General features: G+C 68.7%; 21 protein-coding genes. 12 read left to right on the top strand and 9 right to left on the bottom strand.

What is annotated here, in order from left to right:
- Positions 1–2 precede the first annotated feature (2 nt).
- Complete coding sequence (locus ESP70_RS16315) at positions 3–599, bottom strand: PadR family transcriptional regulator (RefSeq protein ID WP_149690361.1); 597 nt, start codon at positions 597–599, stop codon at positions 3–5.
- A gap of 193 nt (positions 600–792) precedes the next feature.
- On the opposite strand from ESP70_RS16315, the gene ESP70_RS16310 reads away from it, so the two are divergent.
- Positions 793–3180 carry a transglycosylase domain-containing protein gene (locus tag ESP70_RS16310; RefSeq protein WP_188110670.1) on the top strand — a complete coding sequence of 796 codons (2388 nt, stop codon included), beginning with the start codon at positions 793–795 and terminating at the stop codon, positions 3178–3180.
- A 73-nt stretch (positions 3181–3253) separates the two neighbouring features.
- Here ESP70_RS16310 and ESP70_RS16305 read toward each other — a convergent pair whose 3' ends face one another.
- Both ESP70_RS16305 and ESP70_RS16300 read right to left on the bottom strand, forming a co-directional pair.
- Positions 3254–4288: an alanine racemase gene (locus tag ESP70_RS16305; protein WP_149690359.1), complete on the bottom strand. Its 1035-nt coding sequence runs from the start codon at positions 4286–4288 to the stop codon at positions 3254–3256.
- 1 nt (position 4289) lies between these two features.
- Entirely contained in the window at positions 4290–5423 is a 1134-nt protein-coding gene (locus ESP70_RS16300; protein WP_149690358.1) for a lipid II:glycine glycyltransferase FemX, read from the bottom strand.
- 45 nt (positions 5424–5468) lie between these two features.
- Here ESP70_RS16300 and ESP70_RS16295 point away from each other — a divergent pair, with 45 nt between their 5' ends.
- A complete protein-coding gene (locus ESP70_RS16295) occupies positions 5469–6371 on the top strand; it encodes a siderophore-interacting protein (RefSeq protein WP_149690357.1) in 903 nt (300 codons plus the stop codon).
- On the opposite strand, the gene ESP70_RS16290 is transcribed toward ESP70_RS16295, so the two are convergent.
- Positions 6368–6802, bottom strand: a complete 435-nt coding sequence (locus ESP70_RS16290) for an HNH endonuclease (RefSeq protein ID WP_149690356.1) — start codon at positions 6800–6802, stop codon at positions 6368–6370. The two genes, ESP70_RS16295 and ESP70_RS16290, sit on opposite strands and share 4 nt — an antisense overlap.
- Positions 6803–7038: 236 nt before the next feature.
- Here ESP70_RS16290 and ESP70_RS16285 point away from each other — a divergent pair, with 236 nt between their 5' ends.
- The 4 genes from ESP70_RS16285 (at position 7039) to ESP70_RS16270 (ending at position 11982) form a co-directional block, all read left to right on the top strand.
- Positions 7039–8541 (top strand): MDR family MFS transporter, encoded by a 1503-nt coding sequence (locus tag ESP70_RS16285; RefSeq protein ID WP_149690355.1) that lies wholly within the window; start codon positions 7039–7041, stop codon positions 8539–8541.
- A gap of 69 nt (positions 8542–8610) precedes the next feature.
- Positions 8611–10209, top strand: coding sequence for a circularly permuted type 2 ATP-grasp protein (locus tag ESP70_RS16280; RefSeq protein WP_246162063.1), 1599 nt, complete (start codon positions 8611–8613; stop codon positions 10207–10209).
- Positions 10203–11129, top strand: coding sequence for an alpha-E domain-containing protein (locus ESP70_RS16275; protein ID WP_056210640.1), 927 nt, complete (start codon positions 10203–10205; stop codon positions 11127–11129). Before ESP70_RS16280 ends, ESP70_RS16275 begins: the two co-directional genes overlap by 7 nt.
- A 13-nt stretch (positions 11130–11142) precedes the next feature.
- A complete protein-coding gene (locus tag ESP70_RS16270) occupies positions 11143–11982 on the top strand; it encodes a transglutaminase family protein (protein WP_223148759.1) in 840 nt (279 codons plus the stop codon).
- On the opposite strand, the gene ESP70_RS16265 is transcribed toward ESP70_RS16270, so the two are convergent.
- On the bottom strand, positions 11979–12914 hold the full coding sequence (locus tag ESP70_RS16265; RefSeq protein ID WP_149690354.1) for a D-2-hydroxyacid dehydrogenase family protein: 936 nt from the start codon (positions 12912–12914) through the stop codon (positions 11979–11981). The two genes, ESP70_RS16270 and ESP70_RS16265, sit on opposite strands and share 4 nt — an antisense overlap.
- A 38-nt stretch (positions 12915–12952) precedes the next feature.
- Between ESP70_RS16265 and ESP70_RS16260 the strand changes: the two genes are divergently transcribed.
- The 3 genes from ESP70_RS16260 to ESP70_RS16250 all read left to right on the top strand — a co-directional run bounded on the left by ESP70_RS16260 (position 12953) and on the right by ESP70_RS16250 (position 15719).
- Positions 12953–13528, top strand: coding sequence for a CG0192-related protein (locus tag ESP70_RS16260; RefSeq protein ID WP_149690353.1), 576 nt, complete (start codon positions 12953–12955; stop codon positions 13526–13528).
- A gap of 63 nt (positions 13529–13591) precedes the next feature.
- Positions 13592–14254 carry a response regulator gene (locus ESP70_RS16255; RefSeq protein ID WP_246162062.1) on the top strand — a complete coding sequence of 221 codons (663 nt, stop codon included), beginning with the start codon at positions 13592–13594 and terminating at the stop codon, positions 14252–14254.
- Positions 14255–14348: 94 nt separating this feature from the next.
- Positions 14349–15719: an MFS transporter gene (locus ESP70_RS16250; protein ID WP_149690352.1), complete on the top strand. Its 1371-nt coding sequence runs from the start codon at positions 14349–14351 to the stop codon at positions 15717–15719.
- Between the two features lie 83 nt (positions 15720–15802).
- Here ESP70_RS16250 and ESP70_RS16245 read toward each other — a convergent pair whose 3' ends face one another.
- Together ESP70_RS16245 and ESP70_RS16240 are read right to left on the bottom strand one after the other, a co-directional pair.
- Positions 15803–17443 (bottom strand): ATP-binding protein, encoded by a 1641-nt coding sequence (locus tag ESP70_RS16245; protein WP_188110669.1) that lies wholly within the window; start codon positions 17441–17443, stop codon positions 15803–15805.
- An 8-nt stretch (positions 17444–17451) separates the two neighbouring features.
- On the bottom strand, positions 17452–17802 hold the full coding sequence (locus tag ESP70_RS16240; RefSeq protein WP_149690350.1) for a response regulator: 351 nt from the start codon (positions 17800–17802) through the stop codon (positions 17452–17454).
- A 108-nt stretch (positions 17803–17910) separates the two neighbouring features.
- On the opposite strand from ESP70_RS16240, the gene ESP70_RS16235 reads away from it, so the two are divergent.
- Entirely contained in the window at positions 17911–21132 is a 3222-nt protein-coding gene (locus ESP70_RS16235) for an FG-GAP-like repeat-containing protein (RefSeq protein ID WP_149690349.1), read from the top strand.
- 14 nt (positions 21133–21146) lie between these two features.
- On the opposite strand, the gene ESP70_RS16230 is transcribed toward ESP70_RS16235, so the two are convergent.
- Entirely contained in the window at positions 21147–21716 is a 570-nt protein-coding gene (locus ESP70_RS16230) for an NIPSNAP family protein (RefSeq protein ID WP_149690348.1), read from the bottom strand.
- A gap of 53 nt (positions 21717–21769) precedes the next feature.
- On the opposite strand from ESP70_RS16230, the gene ESP70_RS16225 reads away from it, so the two are divergent.
- Positions 21770–22837, top strand: a complete 1068-nt coding sequence (locus tag ESP70_RS16225; protein WP_149690347.1) for an aldo/keto reductase — start codon at positions 21770–21772, stop codon at positions 22835–22837.
- Here the strand turns inward: ESP70_RS16225 and ESP70_RS16220 are convergent.
- Positions 22834–23931 (bottom strand): Gfo/Idh/MocA family protein, encoded by a 1098-nt coding sequence (locus tag ESP70_RS16220; protein WP_149690346.1) that lies wholly within the window; start codon positions 23929–23931, stop codon positions 22834–22836. The genes ESP70_RS16225 and ESP70_RS16220 overlap by 4 nt on opposite strands.
- Before the next feature lie 83 nt (positions 23932–24014).
- On the opposite strand from ESP70_RS16220, the gene ESP70_RS16215 reads away from it, so the two are divergent.
- Positions 24015–24311 (top strand): ArsR/SmtB family transcription factor, encoded by a 297-nt coding sequence (locus ESP70_RS16215; RefSeq protein WP_246162061.1) that lies wholly within the window; start codon positions 24015–24017, stop codon positions 24309–24311.
- Positions 24312–24409 lie beyond the last annotated feature (98 nt).

Here is a 24409-nt window from a genome sequence, read left to right as displayed (position 1 = left end):
GTTCACTTCTCGGTCGTGTTGAGGTCTGTGCTGGTCGTGCTGTCTGCGTCGGGATAGCCGCCGGAGCGTTCGCGGTCGATGAGCTCGGTCAACCAGGTGACCTCGCGCTCGACCGACTCCAGGCCGTGCCGCTGCAGCTCCAACGTGTAGGCGTCGACCCGATCCCGTTTCCGCTGTCCTGCCTTGCGGACGTTGTCGAGTCGTTCCTCCAGTCGGCTTCGTCGTCCCTCGAGGATGCGAACCCTCGAGGCGGCATCGGTGCGCGCGAAGAACGCGAACCGTACGCCGAACGTCTCGTCGTCCCACGTCGACGGACCGGAGTCCTCGAGTGCCTGGGCGAAGTGTTCCTTGCCCTCGGCCGTGAGCTTGTAGACGATCTTGGCCCGCCGGCCCCGCGCCTCGGGCGTGACGGCTTCGTCGGCCACGATGTAGCCGTCCTTGCCGAGTGCCTTCAGTGCGGGATAGAGCGTGCCGTAGGACAGGATGCGACCCCAGCCGAGCAGGGCGTTGACCTGCTTGCGCAGCTCGTAGCCGTGCATCGGGGCATCGTGGAGCAGTCCAAGGACCGCCACCTCGAGTGCCGCGCCGCGTCGTGTCATCTACCCGTCCTGACAAAGTCCGTCATTTGTTTGTATATCGGAACGATACATCCAATCGGTGTATCGGCAACACCCCGGTTCAGGTGACCCAGCCCACGCGGACCCCCGTCGATTAACCATTCCTCAGGTAGGTTCGGCACACTTGGTCGTTGACGGATCCGATTCCGGGATCCCCATGGAGGTAGACGGACCCTTGCCAGCACAGCGAAAGAAAGTAGCGAGCCCTGACGCGGGCGGCGGAAGGCTCAAGGCCTTCACCCGCAAGATCGGTGGTCGCGGCCCGTGGTGGCTCAAGACGATCCGCTGGGTCTCTCTGCTGGGCGTGCTGGGTGTGGTGTTCCTCGCGGCGACGTTCTTCATCCTCTACCGCAGCATCAGCATCCCCAGCGAGAACGCGGCGTTCCAGACCCAGACGACCAAGGTCTACTACTCCGACGGCAAGCACGTGCTCGGCACGTTCGCGACGCAGGACCGCGAGAGCATCGGGATCGACGACATCCCGGCCTCGATGCAGGCCGCCGCGATCGCCGCGGAGGACCGGACGTTCTACACGAACCGCGGCATCGACATCAAGGGCATCATCCGCGCCGCGCGCAACAACGCGACCAGCGGTCAGATCCAGGGCGGCGGCTCGACGATCACGCAGCAGTACGTCAAGATCCTCTACCTGACGCAGGAGCAGTCCTACAAGCGCAAGGTCAAGGAAGCGATCCTCTCGATCAAGATCCACAACCAGCTGAGCAAGAAGCAGATCCTCGAGGGCTATCTCAACACGATCTACTTCGGCAACGGCGCCTATGGCGTCGAGGTGGCCTCGAGGACCTACTTCGACAAGCCCGCGTCTCAGCTCAACTACGCACAGTCGGCGTTCCTCGCGACGATCATCAACAGCCCGACCTACTACGACCCCTACGCCGAGGGTGCCAAGGATCGCATCCAGCCGCGCTTCAACTACGTGCTCGCCGGCATGGTCAAGGACGGCGCGATCACGCAGGAGCAGGCCTCGAAGTTCAGCGACCACCTGCCGAAGTTCGCCCCCAAGCGTGAGGTCAACCGGTTCAGCGGCTCCAAGGGCTATCTCCTCCAGCTCGTCAAGGAGAAGATGGACGATCTGGAGTTCACGCCGCAGGAGGTCGACGGCGCCGGTCTGCGGATCACCACGACGTTCAACTACCGCAAGCAGAAGGACGCGATCGCGGCCATCAAGGCATATCGCCCCTCCGGCCACAAGCAGCTGCACCAGTCCCTGGTCTCGATCAAGCCCGGCACGGGTGCGGTGCAGGCGATGTATGCCGGGCGTGACTACCTCAAGAACCAGTTCAACTGGGCGACCGAGAGGACCCAGCCGGGCTCGACGTTCAAGGCGTTCGCGGTGATCGCAGCGCTGGAGAACGGCTACAGCCTCAAGACCAAGCTCAATGGCGAGTCTCCGCTCATCATCAACGGCAAGGCCGTCACCGAGAACCAGGGCGACAGTGGCGGTGAGTCGTTCGGCAACGTGCCGCTGTCGTTCGCGACGCAGAAGTCGATCAACACCGCGTTCGTCGACCTCATGGACCAGATGACGGACGGGCCGGAGAAGACCTTGCAGGCGGCCGCGCAGGCCGGCATCCCGTCGGGACCGCTCGACCGGTTGAGGCAGGACGGGCCACCGCTCGTCACGCCGCTCGGCATCGAGCCGGTCGCGCCCGTCGACATGGCCAACGCCTACGCGACGATCGCGGCCCAGGGCAAGCGCGCCGAGTGGTACGTCATCGAGTCGGTCAAGGACGTCCACGGCAAGACTGAGTACAAGCACAAGGTCAAGACCGAGCAGACGATCCCCAAGGACGTCGCCGCCGACACCATCTCGGCGATGCAGAAGGTCGTCAACTCCGGACCCGCCGGCACCGGATCGAACGCCAAGACGATCTGCCCGACCGCCGGCAAGACCGGCACCGCGACCGCCGGGCCCACCAACAACCAGCACGTGTCGTCGTCGTGGTTCGCCGGCTACACGCCCAAACTCGCCACGGCCGTGATGTACAACCGGGGCCAACTCGGCAACGGTGACCTCGAGGGCTACATGATCCCGTTCTTCGGTGGTCAGATCCCGGCGAAGACCTTCCAGGCCTACATGAACTCGGCGCTGGAGGGCACGGACTGCGGGACGTTCCCCAAGGCGGCCAACATCAAGTCGACCAAGGGCACGACCTACAAGAAGCCGCCGCCCAAGTGCAGCAGCGACGAGCAGCTCAACTCCAACAAGACCGAGTGCGTCGCCAAGCCGAAGCCGACTCCCACGCAGGAGCGGTGTGGGCCCAACGAACAGCCCGACGGCAACCTGGGCTGTGAGCCGGTGACTCCGGTGACGTGCGACCCGCCGCAGGTGCTGGATCCCAAGACCAACACCTGTGTGACGCCCGAGCCGACAGATCCGCAGCAGAACAAGGCGGCGTGCGAGGCGGCCGGCGGCAGCTGGAACATCTTCGACGATCCCCGGTGCACGTTGCCGCAGAACAATGGCTGGGTGTTCCTGTTGCCGCTGGCCGGACTCCTCGGCCTGCGCCGGCCCGAGGACGACGAGCTGGAGGAAGGTTAGGCGGTTTCGTCACCTGTCGCCTTCGGCGTGATCGCTCAACCTGCCTTCGGGCCGCTCGCAGCGCTCGCTTGCCTCAGGCAAGGTTGATGGCGTCGAACGTGGCGGTGGTGAACCGCACCGCCACGTCGACGCGGTCGCCGACCTGAGGTGCGGTCGCCGAGGCGGGCAGGAAGACCATGCTCGCCTGCATGTGCGGAGGCTCGGCGAACCAGCGCTGCTTGCCGTCGATCGTGAACGGCGACAGCGAGAAGCCGGCCGCTTCGAGCCCGCCCTTGGCGAGGGACTTGCCGCGCTGCACGACGCCGGCCGAGGCCTTGGGCGCCTCGAGCCCGATGCCGTTGCTGGTGCCGCCGGAGATGATCAGCAGCGATCCGTCGCGAGGCATGGGCCGCTGACGGTAGCCAACCCGTTCGCCGCGCGCCACCAGGTGCGTGTCGAGGACGGTCGCGCGTACGTGCAGGGCGCCGAGGTCGCCGAGCCACAGCCCGGTGCCGATGCGGGGCCGGATGTCGAGCTGCGGCCGGCGCTCCCGCAGGATCGTCAGCTCGGCCGACGTCAGGTGCGAGGCGTAGAACGTCGTCGTCTCGACCTGGGAGGTCTCGAGCGCGGCGGCCCAGTTCTCGGCCTCGCGCAGGTTGGTGCCGGCCATCGGCAGGTGGATCGCGAAGCCCTCGACCCGCAGGTCGCCGAGGGCGGCCACGGCGGCCGCGAGCTCGTGGCGGTCGAGGCCGTGCCGCGCCATCGACGTCTCGCCCTCGAGGAGCACGCGCGCCGTCGGATCGGGCCCGGCGGCCAGCGCGGCGATGTCCTCGACACGGCCGACCGTGTGGATGATCCGCTCGTCGTGGATCACGTCGGTGAAGAACGGCCGCCACGGGGTGAGCACCATGACGTCGCCGCCGAAGGCGGCCAGCGCAGCGGGTACCTCGGCGTACGTGCCGACCGCGATGACGTCGAGCCCGAGCTCCTTGGCCTCGGTGGCCAGCAGGTCACGGCCGAGGCCGTAGCCATTGCCCTTGATGACCGGGACGATGCCGGGCGTGCTCTCGACGACGGCCCGCAGACCGCGGCGCCAGCGCTCGGCATCGATGTCCAGCTCGAAGGTCACGTCATCGCCTCTTCATGTATTGGGTGAAGCCGAGGTGCAGGGCACGGTTGAGCGGCAGGTCCCACTCGCCGAGGTACTCGACGGCCTCGCCACCGGTGCCGACCTTGAACTGGATCAGGCCGACGTGCGGGTCGTCGGGGTCGAGCGTCTCGGTGATGCCCCGCATGTCGTACGCCGTCGCGCCGGCAGCCATCGCGTCGCGCATCATCTGCCACTGGATCGCGTTGGAGCCGCGGACGTCGCGCTTGGCCGTGGTCGAGGCGCCGTAGGAGTACCAGGCATGCTGCCCGACGCGCACCATCGTGGTCGCCGCGACGAGGTCACCCTCGTGGCGCGCGAGGTAGAGCACGAGCCGGTCGGGCTCCTCGGCGGTCAGCGCATCCCACATCCGCTCGAAGTACGACAGGGGTCGCGGCGTGAAGTGATCGCGCTCGGCGGTCTCGGCGTACACCTGGTGGAACTCCGCCAGGTCGCCACGCGCACCGCGTACGACCTCGACCCCGGCCTTGGTCGCCTTCTTGATGTTGCGCCGCCACTGCTGGTTCATGCCGGCGAGGAGGTCGGCCTCCGAACGATCGGTCAGTGGGATCTGGAAATTGAACTTCGGCTGACCGGCGGAGAACCCGTTCTCGGTCGGGATCTCCTTCCAGCCGAGCCCGTTCAGCGCCGTGGCCACCGCGAGGGCGGCGTCGTCGCGTACGTCGGCGGGTACGTCCGACAGCGTCGTCAGGACGGGATCGGCGATGGCCTGCTTGATCGTCGCGGCGTGCCACCGTCGCGTGACGACCGGCGGACCCATGCGGATGCCGAACGCCCGCTGCTGCTTGAGGTGCGCGGCCAGCGGGGTCAGCCAGCGGCCGAGGTCCGGATCGGTCCAGTCGATGTCGGGACCCTCGGGCAGGTAGGCGAGGTAGCGCTTGACCCGCGGGAGCTGCCGGTGGAGCACGAGCGCTGCGCCGACCAGCGTGCTGCCGTCAAACCAGCCGATCGACTCACCCCGCCACTCGTTCTTGACCGTCGCCCACGCGGGGGTCTGCAGGAAGCTCACCGACGCCCGGCTCCGGATGTAGTCGAGGTGCTCCGAGGAGCTGATGGGCCGGACACTGAGGGGCCCTGGGCGGGGAGCTGACGTCACCCGGCCACGCTACCAACCGGCAGTAAGTTAGGCTGTCCTAAGTTTGTGTCGAACGAGGGGAACCTGACAGTGCAGACGTACGCCGCCACGGTGCTGGGCCGCCGCCGGCTCTCCGCCCACCTGGTCACCGTGACCCTCGCCGTCGAGGGCTTCGTGTCGACCGGTGTGCCTGACGAGTACGTGCGCGTGCTGATCCCGCCGGCGGGTGCCGAGCTGGCGATCCCGGAGATCGACGAGGACTGGAACATCACGCTGCCCGAGGGTGGCGTCGAGCCGGAGTCGCGGGTCTACACGGTCTCGGACCATCGGGTCGTCGACGGCGATACCCACATCGACCTCGACATCGCCCTGCACGAGGAGGGGGTCGGTGCCGACTGGGCGCGCACGTGCCGACCCGGCGACCGGGTCGGGCTGATCGAGCCGCACGGGCTGTACGCCGCTCCGGCCGGGGTGGGCTGGCAGCTGCTGGTCGCCGACATCACCGGGGTGCCTGCGGTCGCGCGGATCCTGCGTGGCCTCCAGCCGGACCAGAGGGCCGAGGTCGTCATCGTGCTGACCGATGCCGGCGACGAGATCCCGCTGCCGAGTCCCGCCAACGTCGACGTCACCTGGCAGGTCGTCGACCAGGACACCGACATCTGCGCCGCCCTTGCTGACGCGGTGACGACGCGCGACCTGCCGGCCGACGATCGCTACGTCTGGCTCGCCGGCGAGGCCCGGTCGAGCCGCGCCGTGCGCCGCCATCTGCGTCGTGAGCTGGGCTGGCCGCAGGCCGACTTCTACACGTGCGGCTACTGGCAGATCGAGGCGGAGAAGTGGAACGCCCGCTACGAGCAGGTCGCCGCCGAGGTGCAGGCCAAGGCCAAGGAGGTCGAGAAGAAGGTCGGCGCCGACCAAGGCGCGTACCTCGACGCCCTCGACGACATCTACGAATCCGTGGGGCTCTAGGCAACGAGGAATTGCGGTTGCTTCGGGGTGACCAGCAGGGTCATGCCAGCCTCGGCCGGGGTGCGGTCGGCCTTGCGGTGGTTGCAGCGCACGCACGCGGCGACCGCGTTGTCCCACGTCAGCGTCCCGCCGCGGCTGCGCGGCACGATGTGGTCGACCGTCTCAGCGCGGCCACCGCAATAGGCGCACATCTTGTCGCGCGCCTTGATGGCGCTCTTGGTGCACAGGTTGGATCGCCGATGCATCCACCGCGTGACGACGTAGCGGACGAGGCGCAGGACCTTGGGCACCGGGAACGGCCCGAACGAGCCACCGGCCTCTTCCTCGATGACCGCGACCTCGCGCACCAGCATCTTGATCGCGTGCCGCATCGAGACGCGCTGCAGGGGCTCGTAGCTCGCGTTGAGCACCAGGACGTATGCATCCGCCATCGGCCGGCCCCTTTCTGAGCGAAAGCGTAGCCGTCGGCACCCGTAAATGCTCCAAGGAAGGCGAATCTCCACTAGTGTCGCCTTTTCGGAGCACGTGCGGAACCACAGTGTTTGGACGCGCGTACACGTGTCGGTCAAGAATTGTCTGACCCGCATGTCGAAATGGTGACCAGCCGTTCGTCGTACAGATGAGGGTGGTCGACCGGCCCCCAGCACACCGAACCGAAGGACCAGCCATGACTGCGCACACCGAGGGCACCCCCGAGGCGTCGACAGAGCCCGAGCTCACGGAGTTCGAGGCCGACTTCACCTCGACTCCCGGCGAGGCCGTCGACGAGGAGAAGACCCCGCTCGTCATCAAGCTCCTGGTTGCCGCGACGTTCGTCGTGATCCTCAACGAGACGATCATGATCAACGCGATGCCACGCCTCATGGCGGACTTCGACGTGACAGCGCGCAGTGCGCAGTGGATCTCGTCGATCTTCATGCTGACGATGGCGGCCGTCATCCCGATCACGGGATGGTTCCTGCAGCGGGTGACCACCCGGACCGCGTACACGATCGCGATGACGACGTTCGGGATCGGCACGATCATCTGCGGCACCGCCCCGATCTTCGAGCTGCTGCTCGTCGGGCGCGCGGTCCAGGCCGCCGGCACCGCGGTGATGATGCCGCTGCTCATGACCACCGTCATGACGGTCGTGCCGGAGCAGGCCAGAGGCCGCGTGATGGGCAACATGATGCTGGCGATCTCGGTCGCCCCTGCGATGGGTCCGGCGGTTTCCGGGCTCATCCTCAACCTCGGCTCGTGGAGACTGATCTTCGCCTTCATGCTGCCCGTCGCCGTCATCGTCTCGGTGCTCAGCCTGCGCCACCTCAAGAACGTCGGCGAGACCAACAGCGCACCGGTCAGCTGGTTCAGCGTCGTCGTCGCCGCGCTCGGCTTCGGCGCGCTGGTCTACGGTCTCAGCGAGGTCGGCGCCCGCAGCACCGGCCAGCTGACGCTGCTGATCGGCGCCGGAGCGGCGCTGGTCGCACTGTTCACGTTCTGGCAGCTGCGGCTGCAGCGCGTCGGCAGCCCGCTGCTCGACCTGCGGGCGTTCCAGCACCGCACGTTCACCGTCACCCTGGTGCTGATGTCGACGGCGTTCATGGCGTTCCTCGGCTCCATGATCTTGTTGCCGCTCTACCTGCAGGACCTGCGCGGACTGTCGGCGATCCAGACCGGACTGCTCGTGATGCCGGGTGGACTGGCCATGGGACTGCTCGGACCGCGGGTCGGAGCGCTCTACGACAAGGTCGGCGCACGGCCGCTGGTGATCCCCGGTTCCGTCCTCATGGTCGTCGCGTTGTTCACGATGAGCCGTGTCATCGACGTCGACACCCCCTACGCGCTGCTCCTCGGCCTGCACATCCTGTTGATGATCAGCCTGGCGTCGATCTTCACCCCCGTGTTCACGCTGGGTCTGGGTGCTCTGCCACCTGAGCTCTACTCGCACGGCAGCTCGATCCTTGGCACCCTGCAGCAGGTTGCCGGCGCAGTCGGCACCGCGGCTCTGGTCGTCATCCTCGAGAACCGCTCGAAGAGCCTCGCGTCCGGCGGATCATCGGCACACGAGGCGTTTGTCGGAGGGCTGCAGTGGGCGTTCGTCGCCGGCGCGGTGTTCGGAGCGGTCGTCATCGCGCTCTCGTTGCTGCTGCCGGCCAAGGCGGACCAGCCCGCGGGTCCCGCGCACTAGCACGGCGCCGGCCGGGCGAGCGGCCGGCGCCGAAACACGCCGTTAGCAAATCTGTCCTACGGTGGACGCGTGGACATCCCTGAGCTCTTCGACGGCTACGGCCCGGTCGTCGGGTTCGATGAAATGTTTGCGGACGCCGAGGTGCGCTCCAACTACGCGCAGGTGCACGAATCCTTCGAGAAGATGGGCGCCGACGAGATTCGGCTGCGCGCCGACTCGCTCGCCTCGTCCTATCTCGAGCAGGGCGTCACGTTCGGGGTCGCGGGTGAGGAGCGGCCGTTCCCGCTCGACATCGTCCCGCGCCTGATCGAGGCGGCCGACTGGGAGCACGTGGAGCGTGGCGTACGCCAGCGGGTGCTCGCGCTCGAGGCGTTCCTCGCCGATGCCTACGGCCCGGGTGAGCTGTTCGCCGACGGCGTCGTGCCACGCGCGACCGTCATGACCTCGCCGCACTTCCATCGCGTCGTCGCCGGGCTCGAGCCGGCCAACGGCGTACGCGTGCACGTCGCCGGTGTCGACCTGATCCGTGACGGCAACGGTGACTTCCGTGTGCTCGAGGACAATGTCCGCGTGCCGTCCGGCGTCTCGTACGTCATGACCAATCGTCGAGCCCTGTCGGCCGCGCTGCCGGAGGTGTTCGCCGACCACCGCATCCGCCCGGTCTCGCAGTACTCCCAGCAGCTCCTTGCCGCGCTGCGCAAGGCCGCGCCGGCCGGCGTCAGCGATCCGACCGTCGTCGTGCTGACGCCCGGCGTCTACAACTCGGCCTACTTCGAGCACACGCTGCTGGCCCGCACGATGGGCGTCGAGCTCGTCGAGGGCCGCGACCTCGTGTGCCGGTCCGGCCGCGTCATGATGCGTACGACCAACGGTCTCGAGCCCGTCGACGTGATCTATCGGCGCATCGACGACGACTTCCTCGACCCCATGCAGTTCCGCGCAGACTCTGCGCTCGGCGTCCCCGGCATCATCAACGCCGCCCGCGCCGGCCACGTGACGATCGCCAATGCGGTGGGCAACGGCGTGGCCGACGACAAGCTGCTCTACACCTACGTCCCGGACCTCATCCGCTACTACCTGTCGGAGGAGCCGATCCTGCGCAACGTCGACACCTGGCGCATGGGCGAGCCGGAGCAGCGCGAAGAGGTGCTCGACCGGCTCGACGAGCTGGTGCTCAAGCCCGTCGACGGGTCGGGTGGCAAGGGCATCGTGATCGGCCCGGCCGCCTCCCGCGAGGAGCTCGACGAGCTGCGCGGCAAGATCCTGCTCGATCCCCGCGCGTGGATCGCGCAGCCGGTGATCTCGCTGTCGACCGTGCCGACGCTCGTGGAGGACGGCGTACGTCCGAGGCACGTCGACCTGCGGCCGTTCGCGGTGCACGACGGCGACGACGTGTTCGTGCTGCCGGGTGGCCTGACGCGCGTCGCGCTCCCCGAGGGTGAGCTGATCGTGAACTCGAGCCGCGGCGGCGGGTCCAAGGACACGTGGGTCCTGGCCAGCCCGACCGACCCGGAGGACGAGGGCGAGGGCGCACCCGCCGCGAGCCGGGTCGCCGGCACGCCCCAGTCCGCCGGACCCGCGATCGACGGCGGGACCACGGACGTCCACGTGCAAGAACAAGAACAGCAGCAACAGCAGGCACTCGGAGCCGAGGTCTCGCGATGCTGAGCCGCATCGCGCAGTCGCTGTTCTGGATCGGCCGCTACCTCGAGCGCGCCGATGACACCGCTCGCATCCTCGACGTGCAGATGCAGGTCCTGATCGAGGACCCCGGCATGGACGAGCGCACGTCGTGCGAGCAGCTGCTCTCGGTCATGGGCGTCGAGGAGTACGTCGGCAACCCCAACCGCTGGATGATCCTCGACCTGCTCGCCCACAACGCCGACTCACCCGTGTCGATCGCCGCTGCGATCGGCGCTGCCCGCGAGAGCGCACGGCGGGCGCGCGAGACGCTGTCGACCGACATCTGGGCGGCGATCAACACGACGTGGCGCGGCCTCCCCACCGCCCGTGCGATGCGTTCGCCCGACATGTTCGCCTGGGTCCGCAACCGCACCGCCATGATCTCCGGCATCGCCGACTCGACCATGACCCGCGACGAGGGCTGGCAGTTCTACATGCTCGGCCGCAGCATCGAGCGGGTCGACATGACCGCCCGCCTGCTGTCGACGGCGGCGCTGGCGTCCGGGCCGCAGGTCGCCTGGCCCACGACGTTGCGCGCCTGTGGAGCGTACGAGTCGTTCATCCGCGCCTATCGCGGCATCGAGGCCGACCGCCAGGCCGCCGAGTTCCTGCTGCTCGACCGCTGGTTCCCCCGCTCGATCGTGTCGTCGCTGGCGCAGGCCGAGAAGGCGCTGACCAAGCTCGAGCGCAGCGGCCAACGCACGGGCTTCAGCGACGAGGCCCAGCGACTGCTCGGCCGGGCCCGCACCGAGCTGGAGTACAGGCCGCTCGCCGACATCGTGTTCGACCTGCCGGTCGAGATGGAGCGGCTCCAGCGCAGCTGCGCCGCCGCGAGCGACGCGGTGACGGCGCGCTACTTCGCCGAGTACGAGGAGCACACCTGGAGCGGCGGGGTCGTCCTGTGAGGGAGCGCGAGCGATGAGCATGCAGATGCGGATCCGGCACACGACCGGCTATCACTACGAGCGCGGTGCCGCGGCGTCGTTCAACGAGGCGCGCATGACGCCGATGACGACGTCGGAGCAGTACGTCCTGCGGTCGCGGCTCGAGATCAGCCCGGCGCCGTGGAGCTATGAGTACCGCGACTACTGGGGCACGTCCGTGACGTCGTTCGAGGTGCACGACCCGCACACCGACCTCACCGTCGTCGCGACTTCGACCGTCGAGACCCAGGACGTGCCGGTCAAGCCGCACGCCGTCGCGTGGGACGACCTGCCGGCGGTGCAGGACGACTACTGCGAGTTCCTCGAGCTCTCGTCGTGGGTCGCACCGTCACCCGCGCTGCTCACCGCGCTCGCCGACATCCGCGCCTCCGCCGCGACGCCCGGTGAGTATGCCCTCGCCGCCGCGGGGTTCCTGCACGACCAGGTGGCGTACGTGCGCGGCAGCACCGAGGTCACGACGACCGCGGCCGATGCGTGGGACAGCAAGAACGGGGTGTGCCAGGACTTCGCGCACCTGACGCTCGGCGTGCTGCGCGAAGCGCGCATTCCCGCGCGCTATGTCTCGGGCTATCTGCACCCGTCGCCGGACCCGGTGATCGGCGAGGCGACCGCCGGGGAGTCGCACGCGTGGATCGAGTGGTGGGACGGCGAGTGGGTCGGCTGGGACCCCACCAACGCGATCGCACCCGGCCCGCGCCACGTCGTCGTCGCCAAGGGTCGCGACTACGGCGACAGCCCGCCCCTGCGCGGCATCTTCTCGACGTCGGGCGGATCTGAGCTGTTCGTCGCGGTCGAGATCACCCGTTTGCGCTAGAGCACCCGGATCGGCGCGCCGGCCCGCCAGGCGGCGATGTCCTCGACCGCTTCGCGGAAGAACAGGTCGTAGCCGTCGTCGGTGACGTAGCCGAGGTGCGGCGTCAGCACCGTGCGAGGCGCGGTGCGCAGGGGGTGGTCCGCAGGCAACGGCTCGGTGTCGTACACGTCGATCGCGGCGCCGGCGATGCGGCCTGCATGCAGCGCCTCGACCAGGGCAGCAGTGTCGACGATCGGTCCGCGTGAGGTGTTGACGAGGTACGCCGTCGGGCGCATCGCGGCGAGCTCGGCGGCGCCGACGAGGTGATGCGTGCGCGCGCTCGAGACGAGGTGGATCGTCACGACGTCGGACCCGGCGAGGAGCTCGTCCTTCGCCACGGGTCGTACGCCGAGGGAGCGCGCGTGCTCGGCATCGAGGTGCTGGGACCACGCGACGACGTCCATGCCGAACGCCTGCCCGATCGCCGCGACCTGCGAGCCCAGCCGGCCGAGACCGATGACGCCGAGCGTACGACCGGCGAGGCCCGTCCCGACGGTGGTCTGCCACCCGCCCTCGCGCACTGACCGGTCCTCGGCGGGGACGTGCCGCACCGCCGCGAGGATCAGCGCCCAGGTGTGCTCGACCGTCGACGCGGCCAGCCCGGCGGTGCCGCAGACGGGGATGCCGCGATCGCGGGCCGCGACCACGTCGATCGACGCGTTGCGCCGGCCAGTGGTCACGATCAGGCGCAGCTCCGGCAGACTCGCGATGAGGTCGCCGGTGATCGGCGTACGTTCGCGCATCGCGACGATGACCTGCGCCGGCCGGAGTGCGGCGACCAGCTCGTCGCCCTCGAGGTGGCGGTCGAGGTACGTGACGTCGGCGCCGAGCGAGGCCCAGTCGGCGTGCCGCGCCGCGACCTGCTGGTAGTCGTCGAGCACCACGATCTGCATGTGGACATGGTGTCAGGCCGCTGGGCTAGGTTCGGGGCATGGCCATCCTGCACGCCACTGCCGACATCACGCCGACCAAGCCCGAGCTGCTCGCGACCTGGCTGCCGACGCAGCCTTGGTTCGCCGGCGACGCGACGGTGCTGCAGCACCTCGGCGCCTATCGGTTCGACGATCCCGACGGCGAGGTGGGCATCGAGACGCACCTCGTCCGCGCCGGCGACGGGCCTGTCCTGCAGGTGCCGTGGACCTATCGCGGGGCACCGCTCGACGGGGCAGAGTCGTTCCTCGTCGGCACGATGGAGCACACCGTGCTCGGGCTGCGGTGGATCTACGACGCGATCGGCGACCCGGTCTACCAAGCCGTGCTGGCCGCCACGATCCTGACCGGCGGCACACAGGCCGAGCTGGTCCGCGAGTTCGCCGACGGCCGCACCGAGATCGCGGAGCCGAGCGTACGTGTCAAGGGCAGCGGCGGCGGGTCGGACGTCCCGCCGGTCGATCTCGAGGTCGTCCGTCTGCCCGGCGGTCCGACGCCCGAGGGCGACGAGGTGCTGACCGGCACGTGGGCCGGCGCCGACGAGCCCATCGTGCTCGCGGTCGCGCGCCTGCGCTGATCAGCTCCGATTGGTCGGATCGTTTCGCTGCGGCACCACTCGACCGCGAGTCATAATCGGCTGGTGGTCGCGCTCCGGGTGATGTTGGTCGACGACGCCACCGTCATCCGCGAAGGGCTTGCGCGGCTGCTACGTGACGAAGGGCTCGACGTGGTCGCCCAGCATGCCGATGCTCTCGGCATCGTCAGCGCGGTCGAGCAGTCCCGCCCGGACGTCGTGATCCTGGACGTCCGGATGCCGCCTAGCCACACGACCGAAGGCCTGGTCGCGGCGGTGGAGCTCAAAGCCTCACACTCCGACGTCGGGGTCCTGGTGCTGTCCCAGTACGTCGAGACACACCACGCCATCGACCTGCTCAGGGGCGCGCACAGCGGCTTCGGCTACCTGCTCAAGGAGCGCATCTCGGCGCACTCCGACCTGGTCGACGCCATCACCCGCATCGCCGACGGCGGGATTGTGATCGACCCCGAGGTGGTGCGGAGGGTCCTCGACACGCCGCGCCATGCCGACCCGCTCGACCGGTTGACCGCCCGCGAGCGCGAGGTCCTCGCGCTGGTGGCGGAGGGCCACTCGAACGCCTCGATCGCGGACCTGCTGGCGACCAGCGGGCGGACGATCGAGACCCACACGAGCCGGATCTTCACCAAGCTCGATCTGGAGGTGACCACCGCCACCCACCGCCGGGTGCTGGCCGTGCTCGCACACCTGCGAGCGAGCACCAGCTGAGGAGCTGAACGGCCGGTTGTCCGTGGCAGCACGGACGACCCCGGCTCGATGGGCTGGTTGGCTCCACGGGAAAGGGCCGACCCGAGGAGCCATCGTGACCGAGATCCCCACTGAGGGAGACCAGATGGGCAACCGACATCGGATCATGCGCGTGCTACGCAACCGCCGTGTGCGCCGCCTGCAGCTCGCGTTCCTGGGATCGACCCTGGGCGACTGGGCGTACGCCACGGCCATCGCGGTGTGGGCGTACGAGGACGGCGGAGCGAAGGCGGTCGGCGCATACCAAGCCGCGCGGTTCCTCACCATGACGGTGGCCGGACCGCTTGGCAGTGTCGTGGCCGATCGGATGTCTCGGCGGGCCTTCATGATCATCTCCGACTTGCTCCGCGCGGGCCTGATCACAGCGGCCGGGCTGATCGTCGTGACAGGCGGGCAGTCGATGGCCGTCTACACGTTGTCGATCCTCGCCGCGATCGTCGGCGCCCCTTTCCGCGCTGCCGAGGCCGGGCTGCTGACCGAGCTGGTCGACTCACCCTCGGAGCTCACCACCGCGAATGCACTGTCCTCGAACATCGAGAGCGTGCTGATCTTCGTCGGGCCTGCGCTGGCCGGCGTGATCATCGGGGTGTCCGGGGTCGAGGAGGTGTTCTGGCTCAACGCGGGAACGTACGTCTGGTCGACCGCGATGCTTCTCGGCGTACGGGTGAAGCGCGGCGAGACCGACCGTGCGTCGGCGGACGTCGAGGACGAGGCGACTAGGGCGAGGTTCTGGGCAGAGCTCTCCTCAGGGTTCGGACTCATCGGGCGAGACCGTGACCTGCGTAGCGTGGGGCTGCTCGCTGGTGCCAGCGGATTCGCGTGGGGGTCGATGAGCGTGTTCCTGGTGCTGCTCGCGTTCGACGTGCTGGACTCGGGACCGAAGGGAGTCGGCTACCTCAACTCGCTGCTCGGCGCGGCCACAGTGGCGGGCAGCCTGCTCATCCTCGGCCGACTCAGCAGTTCGCGTCTGGGCCAGGACCTGGTGCTCGGGGTCGTCTTCGGTTGGGGACTGCCTCTGCTCGCGATGGCGGCGTTCCCGACGTCGGTGACCGCCATCGTGGCGATCGTGGTGATCGGACTGTGCGAACCCGTGGGATCACTGGGGATCGACACGATCCCGCAGCGGCTCACGCCGCCGGCCATGATCTCCCGTGTGTACTCCGCGATCGACACCTGTGTTGTCGGCCCGATGGCCGTCGGTGCGTTCCTCGCGCCGACCTTGGTGGACTGGTTCGGCCTGCGTAGCGCCATGGCCATCACTGGCGCGATCCCGCTGCTGGTCGGCCTTTCGCGCCTGCCGCGGATGCGGAACCTCGACCGGCGGCTGACGACGCCGACGGAGCCGCAGCTGCTGGGCGATGACGCCGCCGCACAGGCCGAAAGCACCCGTGGCAGCACGGACGACGCGAGCCCTCGTGATTCCTAGCATCGCCGACAACGACCCTGAGCCCGATGCCACCGGACGTTCGGGTTCCCGGGAGCAGGCGAGATCGGCGACACGTTCCAGATCTATCGTGACTTCCCCGAGACGCCGCGCGGGAGGACGGGCGCCACGATGGTGTTGAACCGCCGCCGGCGCAGCTCAGCGTCGGCCTCGACGATGGCCCGCAGCTCGTCCAGGTCGTCGCGTGTGACTCCCAGCTCAGCGGCCGAGCGTTCGAGGTGGCCGAGCTCGTCGGGCGTGAGCGGCCCGTCGCTGAAGCACATCCGGATCGCGTCGTACAACATGCCCCGCACGGTCTCCGGGATCCCCGGCAGCTGTACCAAGTCCTCGAGAGTGTCGGAGTCGTCGTACGTGGCGACCGCCTCGATCACCCAGTCCGCGTCGCGCGCGGCCGTGAGGTAGCCGATCAGCCACTCGCGCTCGCGCTCGGTGATCCGGGCGTTCCCCCCGGCCGCCAGCAGCATGACCTTGCCCGCGATGAGGTTGTCCTCGTCACTGATCTGGTCCACGACCTCCCCTGGCATATCCCAGTTCTCGTGCACGAACCACCGCAGGGCCGTCATCCGCCGCTGCTCGTCATCGGTGAGCATGGTCTGGGCGAGCGGGATGTCGGCGGTCACGGTGGTGCCGGAGCCGAGCGGGCTGTCGATCTTGACCTCCCCGCCGAGTGCACCGATCCGGTCGGCCAGTCCCTGCAGCCCCGATCGAGGCGACGGTGCCGCTCCGCCGACCCCGTCGTCACTCACCGTCAGCCGGAGGACCCCGTCCCGCGTCCGTGCGTGCACGGCCACATGGGCGGCGTTCGCGTGCTTGTTGGCGTTGGTGAGCGCCTCCGCCACGAGGTAGTAGGCAGCGACCTCGACGACCTCCGGGAGGCTGACGGAGACGTCGACCTCGAGCTCGACCGGCAGGCCGGGGCGCTCGGCGAGCGACTCGAGGGCGCCGCGGAGGCCGGTGTCGTCGACGATGGCCGGGTGGATGCCGCGGGTCAGCTCGCGCAGCTCGGCGATCGCGTCGCTGAGCTCGCGGGCCGCGTCGTCGAGCAGGACCGTCAGCTCCAGGTCACCAGCGGCCCGTCGGCTTGCCAGGCGGAACATGAGGGCGAGCCCGACGAGTCGCTGCTGCGCGCCGTCGTGCAGGTTGCGCTCGACGCGCTGCAGCTCGCGATCACCGGCGTCGATGATGCGCGACCGCGAGGCACGCACCTCGCGCAGCTCGGCCCGAAGCTGAGCCTTGAGACGCTCGTTGTCGAGGGCGAGGGAGGCCGCGTCCATGGCGGCCTGCAGTCGCCGAGGGTGACGCAGCAGGCGGCGGTCGTGGACGAGCCCGGCGATCGGCTTCCCGTCGCGCTCGATCGGGGTGAACGCTCTCCGCATCGGGGGGACCGGTCGGGCCGTCTGCTCGCCGAGCCCGGTGATCCAGCCACCACCACTGCCGACCTGGGTGTAGACGATGTCGAGATCCGGATCGGCGAGCACCCGGCGGAGGGCGTCGCGGACCGTGGTGTCCGGTCCGCCCGTGCCGAGGCCCGCCAGCGCGAGCACGAGCCGCTCGTCGGCGGTCCGGGCGATGAAGTACCAGGCGAGCAGGACGAGCGGGGCGGCTCCGGCCACCAGCTCCAGCCAGAGGACGTACGGTCGGTCGAGGTCGAGCCCGACGAGAGCCACCACGGCGAGCAGCGCGACGAGCGCCACGCCGATCCTCACCCCTTGGCTCATCGCCCCAGGAGCTCGGTGATGGCGGCCAACGAGAGCTGGTCCTTGGGGATGTAGCCCGCGGCGAGACCCTCGGCCAGCAGGCGGCCATGCTCGGGGTCGAGCGTCGAGATCAGGATCGCGGTCGCACCGACCTTCCCTTGGAGTCGCCGAGCGACCTCCATGCCGTCGACCCCGGGCATCCGGACGTCGATGAGGACCACATCAGGGTAGCAATCCCGGACCGTCGCGAGGGCGTCCTTGCCGGATGCGATCTCGGCCACGACCTCGACGCCTTCGGCCTCCAGCGCCCGTCGAGCCGTCGTGCGGAACCGTCGATCGTCATCGACCAGCACGACGCGCAGCGACATTCGCCCACTCTGTCACCACGCAGCACGTGGGTGATCCGTGCTGGCACGGACGACACGCCCTCGTGTGGTCCCTAGCGTCGACAGCATCCCTCCCGAACGGAGACTCCCATGAGCACTGCCCGACGAACCACCTCTGCGCGTCGCCGGACAGCGCTCAACCTCGGACGTCTGCTGGCGCTATCGAGCATGGTGTCCGTGGTCGTGCTGACGCAGTCCGGTGCCGCCAGCGCCACCAGCACGACCAACTTTGCCCCCGGGGTCGACTACGAGACCGGGAACCGGCCGGTCAGTGTCGTGGTCGGCGACTTCAACGGCGACGGTGACCCGGATGTCGCTGCCGCCGGCAGCACAGTCTCGGTGAACCTCGGCGGCCCCGGTGGGTCGTTCGGCCCTGCGACCCACTACGAAGGCGGCTTCGAGCTCCGATCGATCGCGATCGGTGACTTCGATGTCGACGGCAACCCGGACCTCGTCGTCGCCGATGAGTACGGCGACACCGTGTCCGTCCTGCTCGGGAGGCCTGACGGGACGTTCGGGGACCCGACCTACTACCCGGTGGACGTGACTCCGACCGCGGTGGCAGTGGGCGACTTCAACGGCGACGATGACCCCGACCTCGCGGTCACCAGCGGCGTCAACGACACCATGTCGATCCTGCTCGGTGGACCTGGCGGCACCTTCGGCCCCAAGACGTCGTTCCAAGCCGGGTTCAGCAGCCCTCTGTCGGTCACGGTCGGTGACTTCAACGACGACTCCGACCCCGACCTTGCTGTCGGCGACAGCGCCGGCAAGGTCTTCGTCCTGCTCGGCGGACCGGCCGCGACATTCAGTCCCGCGACCGTCTACTCGATCGGGGAGGCGCAGGAATTCAACAGCATGAGGATCGCGCTCGGTGACTTCAACGGCGACTCCGACCCCGACATGGCGGTCGTCGAGACGGGCCGCGCTGTCTGGACCCTGCTCGGCGCGAGCGGCGGAACCTTCACGACGCCACTGGGTTACGTCGTCCCCCACGCGACAGACGTCACGGTCGGGGACTTCAACGACGACTCCCGCCCGGACCTCGCGATCTCCGAGAGCGTCGGCCAGCTCGACGTGCTCCATGGCAGAGGCGACGGCACGTTCGTCAATCTCACCCAGTTCCCGACCCGCGGCGGCTCAACGGCGGTGGCAGCAGAAGACTTCGACGCGGACGGCCGAACCGATGTCGTGCTGACGAATGAGCAGAGCCCCGGAAGGAGGAGTGGCATCTCGGTACTGCTGAACCCCCAGGACATCACTCCTCCGAACACCACCATCACCGGCGGCCCGACCGGGCCGATCAACCAGGCGCCGACCTTCACGTTCACGTCGTCCGAGCCCGGATCGACGTTCGCGTGCCGCGTCGACGACGCCGCCTTCAGCGCCTGCTCGTCTCCACGCTCGCCGGCGGGGTTGGCCGACGGTCTTCACACGTTCGACGTACGGGCGACCGACGCCGCGGGCAACGTCGACCCGACGCCCGCGAGTCGGACGTTCACGGTCGACACCGTCGCGCCGGACACCACCATCACCGGCGGTCCCGACGGTGCGACCAACGACAACACCCCCACCTTCACGTTCGTCTCCTCCGAGCCAGGATCCACGTTCGAGTGCGGCTTCAACGGCGCCTTCAGCGACTGCACATCCCCGTACACGAGCGACGGGATAGGCGACGGTGAGCACACGTTCGAGGTGCGCGCTAAGGATGCCGCCGGGAACGAGGATGCGAGCACGGCCAGTCGGACGTTCACGCTCGACCGGAATCCGCCAACCACGTCGATCACCTCCGGTCCGAGCGGCGTGACCGGCGACAGCACGCCGACGTTCGGGTTCACGTCACCTGAGCCCGGCGCGAGATACGAGTGCCGCGTCGACGACGCAGCGTTCGACGCCTGCACGACGCCGCACACGACCGCTGAGCTCTCCGACGGCGACCACGTCTTCCAGGCGCGATCCGTGGACGTCGTCGGCAACGTCGACCCGATCCCGGCTGCCATCGCGTTCACCGTCGACACCGTCGCCCCGGACACCGAGATCTCCTCCGGTCCGGGCGGCCTCATCTACGACCGGACGCCCAGCTTCAGCTTCTCGAACACGGACGGCGCGCTGACGCACGAGTGCCGCGTCGACGACGAGCCGTTCACCACCTGCACGTCGCCGACGACGACGGACCCGCTGAGCGATGGTGAGCACACGTTCGAGGTGAGAGGCATCGACGGCGGGGGGAACGTGGACCCAACTCCGGCGAAGCGCACCTTCACCATCGACACCGAGATCTTCAGGACCGGGATCACCGCCGGTCCGAGCGGTCTGACCGCGGACAGCACCCCGACGTTCGCCTTCGCGACCCCGGACCCGAACAGCACCTTCGAGTGCCGGATCGCACCCGCGCCCTTCGAGGAGTGCACGTCGCCCTACACCGCCCCGGAGCAGTCCGATGGGGAGCACACCTTGGAGGTCCGCGCGACCGACTCGTACGGCAACATCGAGCGGTCGCCGGCCAAGCGCACCTTCACGGTCGACACGGTGGCACCGGACACCACCCTGGACTCAGGCCCCACCGGCACGATCAACGACCGGACGCCGTCGTTCGGCTTCAGCTCCGCTGACACCGGTGCAACGCTGGAGTGCCGCGTCGACGGGACGGCCTTCGGACCGTGCGCGTCGCCGTACACGACGGCGCCGCTCGGCAACGGCAGCCACACGTTCCAGGCGCGCGCCACCGACGCTGCGGGCAACACCGACGCGACCCCCGCCAGCCGGACCTTCACGGTCGACGCTGACGACACGGCGCCGAAGACCCGGATCGACTCCGGGCCCGCGAACATCACCAACCAGACGAGCGCGACGTTCACGTTCTCGGCCGACGAGCCGGCGACCTTCGAGTGCAGCCTGGACGCCGGTGCCTACTCCGCGTGCCACTCCGGTGACACCTTCGGCTCGCTCGACAGCGGCACCCACACGTTCGCCGTGCGAGCGACAGACCTTGCCGGCAACGTCGACCCCACCCCCGCCACGAGGTCGTGGATCGTCGACACCACGCCGCCCCAGACGACGATCACCGGTGGACCGTCCGCTTTGAGTCTGTCGAGCATCGCGAGGTTCGCCTTCACGTCCTCCGAGGGCAGCTCAAGCTTTCAGTGTCGGCTCGACGGCGGCACCTGGCAGGCGTGCACGAGCCCGCGGACCTACACCGGCGTCCACCTCGGCAACCACACCTTCTCAGTGCGCGCGATCGATCCGGCGGGTAACACCGATCCGACACCTGCGGTGGTGACCTGGTTGGCGCTCGGGCTGCTGCCGTTCTGAGTCAGACCTGGTCATCAGCGCAGAGCGGAACGCGCCGTCGGCGCGAGCCGCAGGCGTTGCAGCTCCTCGTCGGGCAGGCCGTCGCCTCCGAGCGCCACGACCACGCGCTCCTCGCGTACGGGAAGTGCGAAGTTGTTGGGTCCCGGATGGGTCAGCAGCACGTCACCACCTGCGGCATCGATCGCCGCGACGAGTGAGGACTCCTCGGCGTCGCCACTGGCTGACCACACCCGGACGGCCAGCTCACCGAAGACGGACACCGGCAGGCCCGGCTTGCCCGGACGAGGCTTCAGCATGAGCACGTCGTCGGAGTCGATCAGGTCGGCGTTGGCGTCCTTGCCCCACGCGGCCCAGGCCGGCCCCGTGTAGAACGCCGTCAGCGAGGTGGTGCGTTGGTCGAGCGACGGGAAGCCGCGGAACCACACGAACCTGTCGGGATCGTCGAGGTCGACGAACGTGCCGATCACCCTGATGCCCACAGCCTCCTGGGTGTCCTGAAACTCCCGCTCGAAGCGCTCGATGAAGCCGTCGCGGGTGCCGGGCTTGAGGGTGTACTGGCGGAGCTCGATGATCTCGATGTCCATGCGCCGAACGTACGACCTGGTCGCGACATTTCCGAGCGGACTAGCGTGGAGCCATGACCGACAGCGCTTCGTACGCCGACTCCGTTCCCGAGATCCACCGCCCCTATGTCGCCGCGGAGGATCGCTACACCCATTGGGACTATCGCCGAGTCGGCCGGTCGGGCCTGTTCCTGCCGCCGCTGTCGCTCGGGCTGTGGTGGAACTTCGGCGACAACTTCCCGTTCGACAACCAGCGCGCCGTGCTGCGGCATGCGTTCGACAACGGCATCACGCACTTCGACCTCGCCAACAACTACGGTCCGCCCTACGGCTCGGCCGAGGAGAACTTCGGCCGCATGATGCGCACCGACTTCAAGGCGTACCGCAATGAGCTGATCCTCTCGACCAAGGCCGGCTACGACATGTGGCCCGGGCCCTACGGCAACTTCGGCTCGCGGAAGTACCTCTTCGCGAGCCTCGACGAGTCGCTCCAGCGGATGTCGGTCGACCACGTCGACATCTTCTACTCCCACCGCGCCGACCCCGGCACGCCGCTCGAGGAGACGATCGGCGCGCTCGACGCGATCGTCCGCCAGGGCAAGGCGCGTTACGCGGGCATCTCGTCCTACTCGCCGGAGCGCACGTCCGAGGCGGTCGCGATCGCCAACGACCTCGGCACGCCGATCGTGATCCACCAGCCGTCCTACTCGATGATCAACCGCTGGATCGAGCAGGGCCTGACGACGGTCCTCGACGAGCACGGTGTCGGCTCGATCGGCTTCGGCTCGCTGGCGCAGGGCCTGCTGTCCGACCGCTATGTCGAGAGCGCCGACCCCGAACGCTCGCAGAAGCGGGGTTCGTTCGACGCGTCGATGGCCAACGACGACAACCGCAAGCGCCTCAAGGGACTCGCCGTCATCGCGAAGAAGCGCGGCCAGACGCTCGCCCAGATGGCGATCTCCTGGACGCTGCGGCCCGGCGGGGTGACGTCGGCGCTGATCGGGGTCTCGTCGGTCGAGCAGCTCGACGAGAACCTCAACGCCGCCCAGCGCATCGACTTCACCGACGAGGAGCTTGCCGAGATCGACTCGTTCGCGGGTGAGGCCGGCATCAACATCTGGGCCGCCAGCTCCAAGGTCTAGCCGACAGGTTCCGGCTTCAGGGCATGGCCGCGGATGGTGTCAAGCGCCTCGTGCAGTCGCACCCCGTCGTCGAACCTCGGGGCGCGCCGTCCGCCATCATTCAGGTCATCGAGCACCCGGCGATAGGTCTCCATGACGTTCTGGGACTCCGCGGCGAGCCGATCGGCCGGGCCCTGCAACGTACGCCGTCCGGCCGGGGTCACGACGTCGGCCGTGTAGGGCGCCATTTGGGGCTGCTGGGGGTACGCGGTGAGCGTGCGCTCGGTCCGCAGGACGACCTTGCCCTCGGTGCCGACGACGACGATCTCAGTTCCTGGATCGGGGTCTGCGTACCACGCCTGGATGCTGCCGATTCCCCGCTCGCCGACCTCCAGCCCGGCCCGGAAGACATCGGGGGCCGTGGCGTGATGCAGCTCGTCGCTGTCCACCACGGGGTATGTCGGCCGGGTGACCGCCGCCATGCTGTCGACGACCCGAATCCCGCCGACCCCGGACAACAGGTGGTCGACGGCGTCGACCAGGTGGCCGCCGTGGATCTCGATGATGCCCGCACGGCTCCCCGCGTCGATCGTGTAGAGCCATGCCGGGCTGATCGCTTGACCGAGACCTTTGGACGTCGACGTCCGCGCGGTCACGGAAGTGATCGTCCCGATCTCCCCACCGGTCACGATGTCGCGGGCCGTGCTGAGCACGGCGTCCGTGCGGGCCTGCAGACCGACGAAGCCACTGACGCCCGCCCGGTCGGCCAGCGCCGTCACGGCGCGCGCCTCCTCGGTTGTCTGCGTGAGGGGCCACTCGCAGTAGACGTGCTTGCCGGCAGCGACGGCGGTCTGGATGAGCTCGACGTGGTGGGGAACTTTGACCGCGATGACGACGAGATCGACGTCCGGATCTGCGGCCAGGGCGGCCGGGTCGGTGTACCAGTGGGCCGCTCCGACGAGCTCAGCCGCCTTGCGCGCCGACTCCTCGCGAGTCGTTGCGACAGCCGAGATGGCCAGATTGGGGAGGTGCGCGATCGCGGGCACGTGCGACCGGAACGCCCAACCTTGATCTGGGTTCGCGCCGATGATCCCGACGCGCACTTGCTGCGACATGACCCACTCCTTGTTCGATCTACATGGAACAAGATTCACGCTAGCATAGGTTCGACATAAGTCGAACAAGGAGGGACGCGGACGTGAACGAGGCGGCAACCGTGACGCTGGAGGGCGTCCTCCAGGCGCTGGCGGACCCGGTCCGGCTGGAGATGGTGCGGCGTTTGGCTGCCGCCGAGCTCGCTCTGCCGTGCGGTGGCCTGTACGACGACGTCGCAAAGTCCACCGCGTCCTATCACTTCGCGATGCTGCGTGAGTCGGGACTCATCGAGCAGTACGTTGAGGGCAATCGCAAGATGAACCGCCTGCGCGTGGCCGAGGTCGAGACGGCACTTCCGGGCGTTCTGACGAGCATTCTGGCCGCCACGCCGCGCCATTAGTTCGTCGGTCGAGCAGCTCGACGAGAACCTCAAGGCCGCCCAGCGCATCGACTTCACCGACGAGGAGCTTGTCGAGATCGACTCGTTCGCGGGTGAGG

This window comes from Aeromicrobium ginsengisoli (assembly GCF_004134905.2).
GTDB classification, from domain to species: Bacteria; Actinomycetota; Actinomycetes; order Propionibacteriales; family Nocardioidaceae; genus Aeromicrobium; species Aeromicrobium ginsengisoli.
The sequence above is the reverse complement of the archived record's forward strand: the minus strand, read 5'-3'. Positions and strand labels throughout refer to the sequence as shown.

What these genes read in the sequence shown, in the direction of transcription:
- ESP70_RS16315 (WP_149690361.1), bottom strand. Translation starts at nt 599, where the DNA reads ATGACACGACGCGGCGCGGCACTCGAGGTGGCGGTCCTTGGACTGCTC.
- ESP70_RS16290 (WP_149690356.1), bottom strand. Translation starts at nt 6,802, where the DNA reads ATGGCGGATGCATACGTCCTGGTGCTCAACGCGAGCTACGAGCCCCTG.
- ESP70_RS16285 (WP_149690355.1), top strand. Translation starts at nt 7,039, where the DNA reads ATGACTGCGCACACCGAGGGCACCCCCGAGGCGTCGACAGAGCCCGAG.
- ESP70_RS16275 (WP_056210640.1), top strand. Translation starts at nt 10,203, where the DNA reads ATGCTGAGCCGCATCGCGCAGTCGCTGTTCTGGATCGGCCGCTACCTC.
- ESP70_RS16270 (WP_223148759.1), top strand. Translation starts at nt 11,143, where the DNA reads ATGAGCATGCAGATGCGGATCCGGCACACGACCGGCTATCACTACGAG.
- ESP70_RS16265 (WP_149690354.1), bottom strand. Translation starts at nt 12,914, where the DNA reads ATGCAGATCGTGGTGCTCGACGACTACCAGCAGGTCGCGGCGCGGCAC.
- ESP70_RS16260 (WP_149690353.1), top strand. Translation starts at nt 12,953, where the DNA reads ATGGCCATCCTGCACGCCACTGCCGACATCACGCCGACCAAGCCCGAG.
- ESP70_RS16240 (WP_149690350.1), bottom strand. Translation starts at nt 17,802, where the DNA reads ATGTCGCTGCGCGTCGTGCTGGTCGATGACGATCGACGGTTCCGCACG.
- ESP70_RS16235 (WP_149690349.1), top strand. Translation starts at nt 17,911, where the DNA reads ATGAGCACTGCCCGACGAACCACCTCTGCGCGTCGCCGGACAGCGCTC.
- ESP70_RS16230 (WP_149690348.1), bottom strand. Translation starts at nt 21,716, where the DNA reads ATGGACATCGAGATCATCGAGCTCCGCCAGTACACCCTCAAGCCCGGC.
- ESP70_RS16225 (WP_149690347.1), top strand. Translation starts at nt 21,770, where the DNA reads ATGACCGACAGCGCTTCGTACGCCGACTCCGTTCCCGAGATCCACCGC.
- ESP70_RS16220 (WP_149690346.1), bottom strand. Translation starts at nt 23,931, where the DNA reads ATGTCGCAGCAAGTGCGCGTCGGGATCATCGGCGCGAACCCAGATCAA.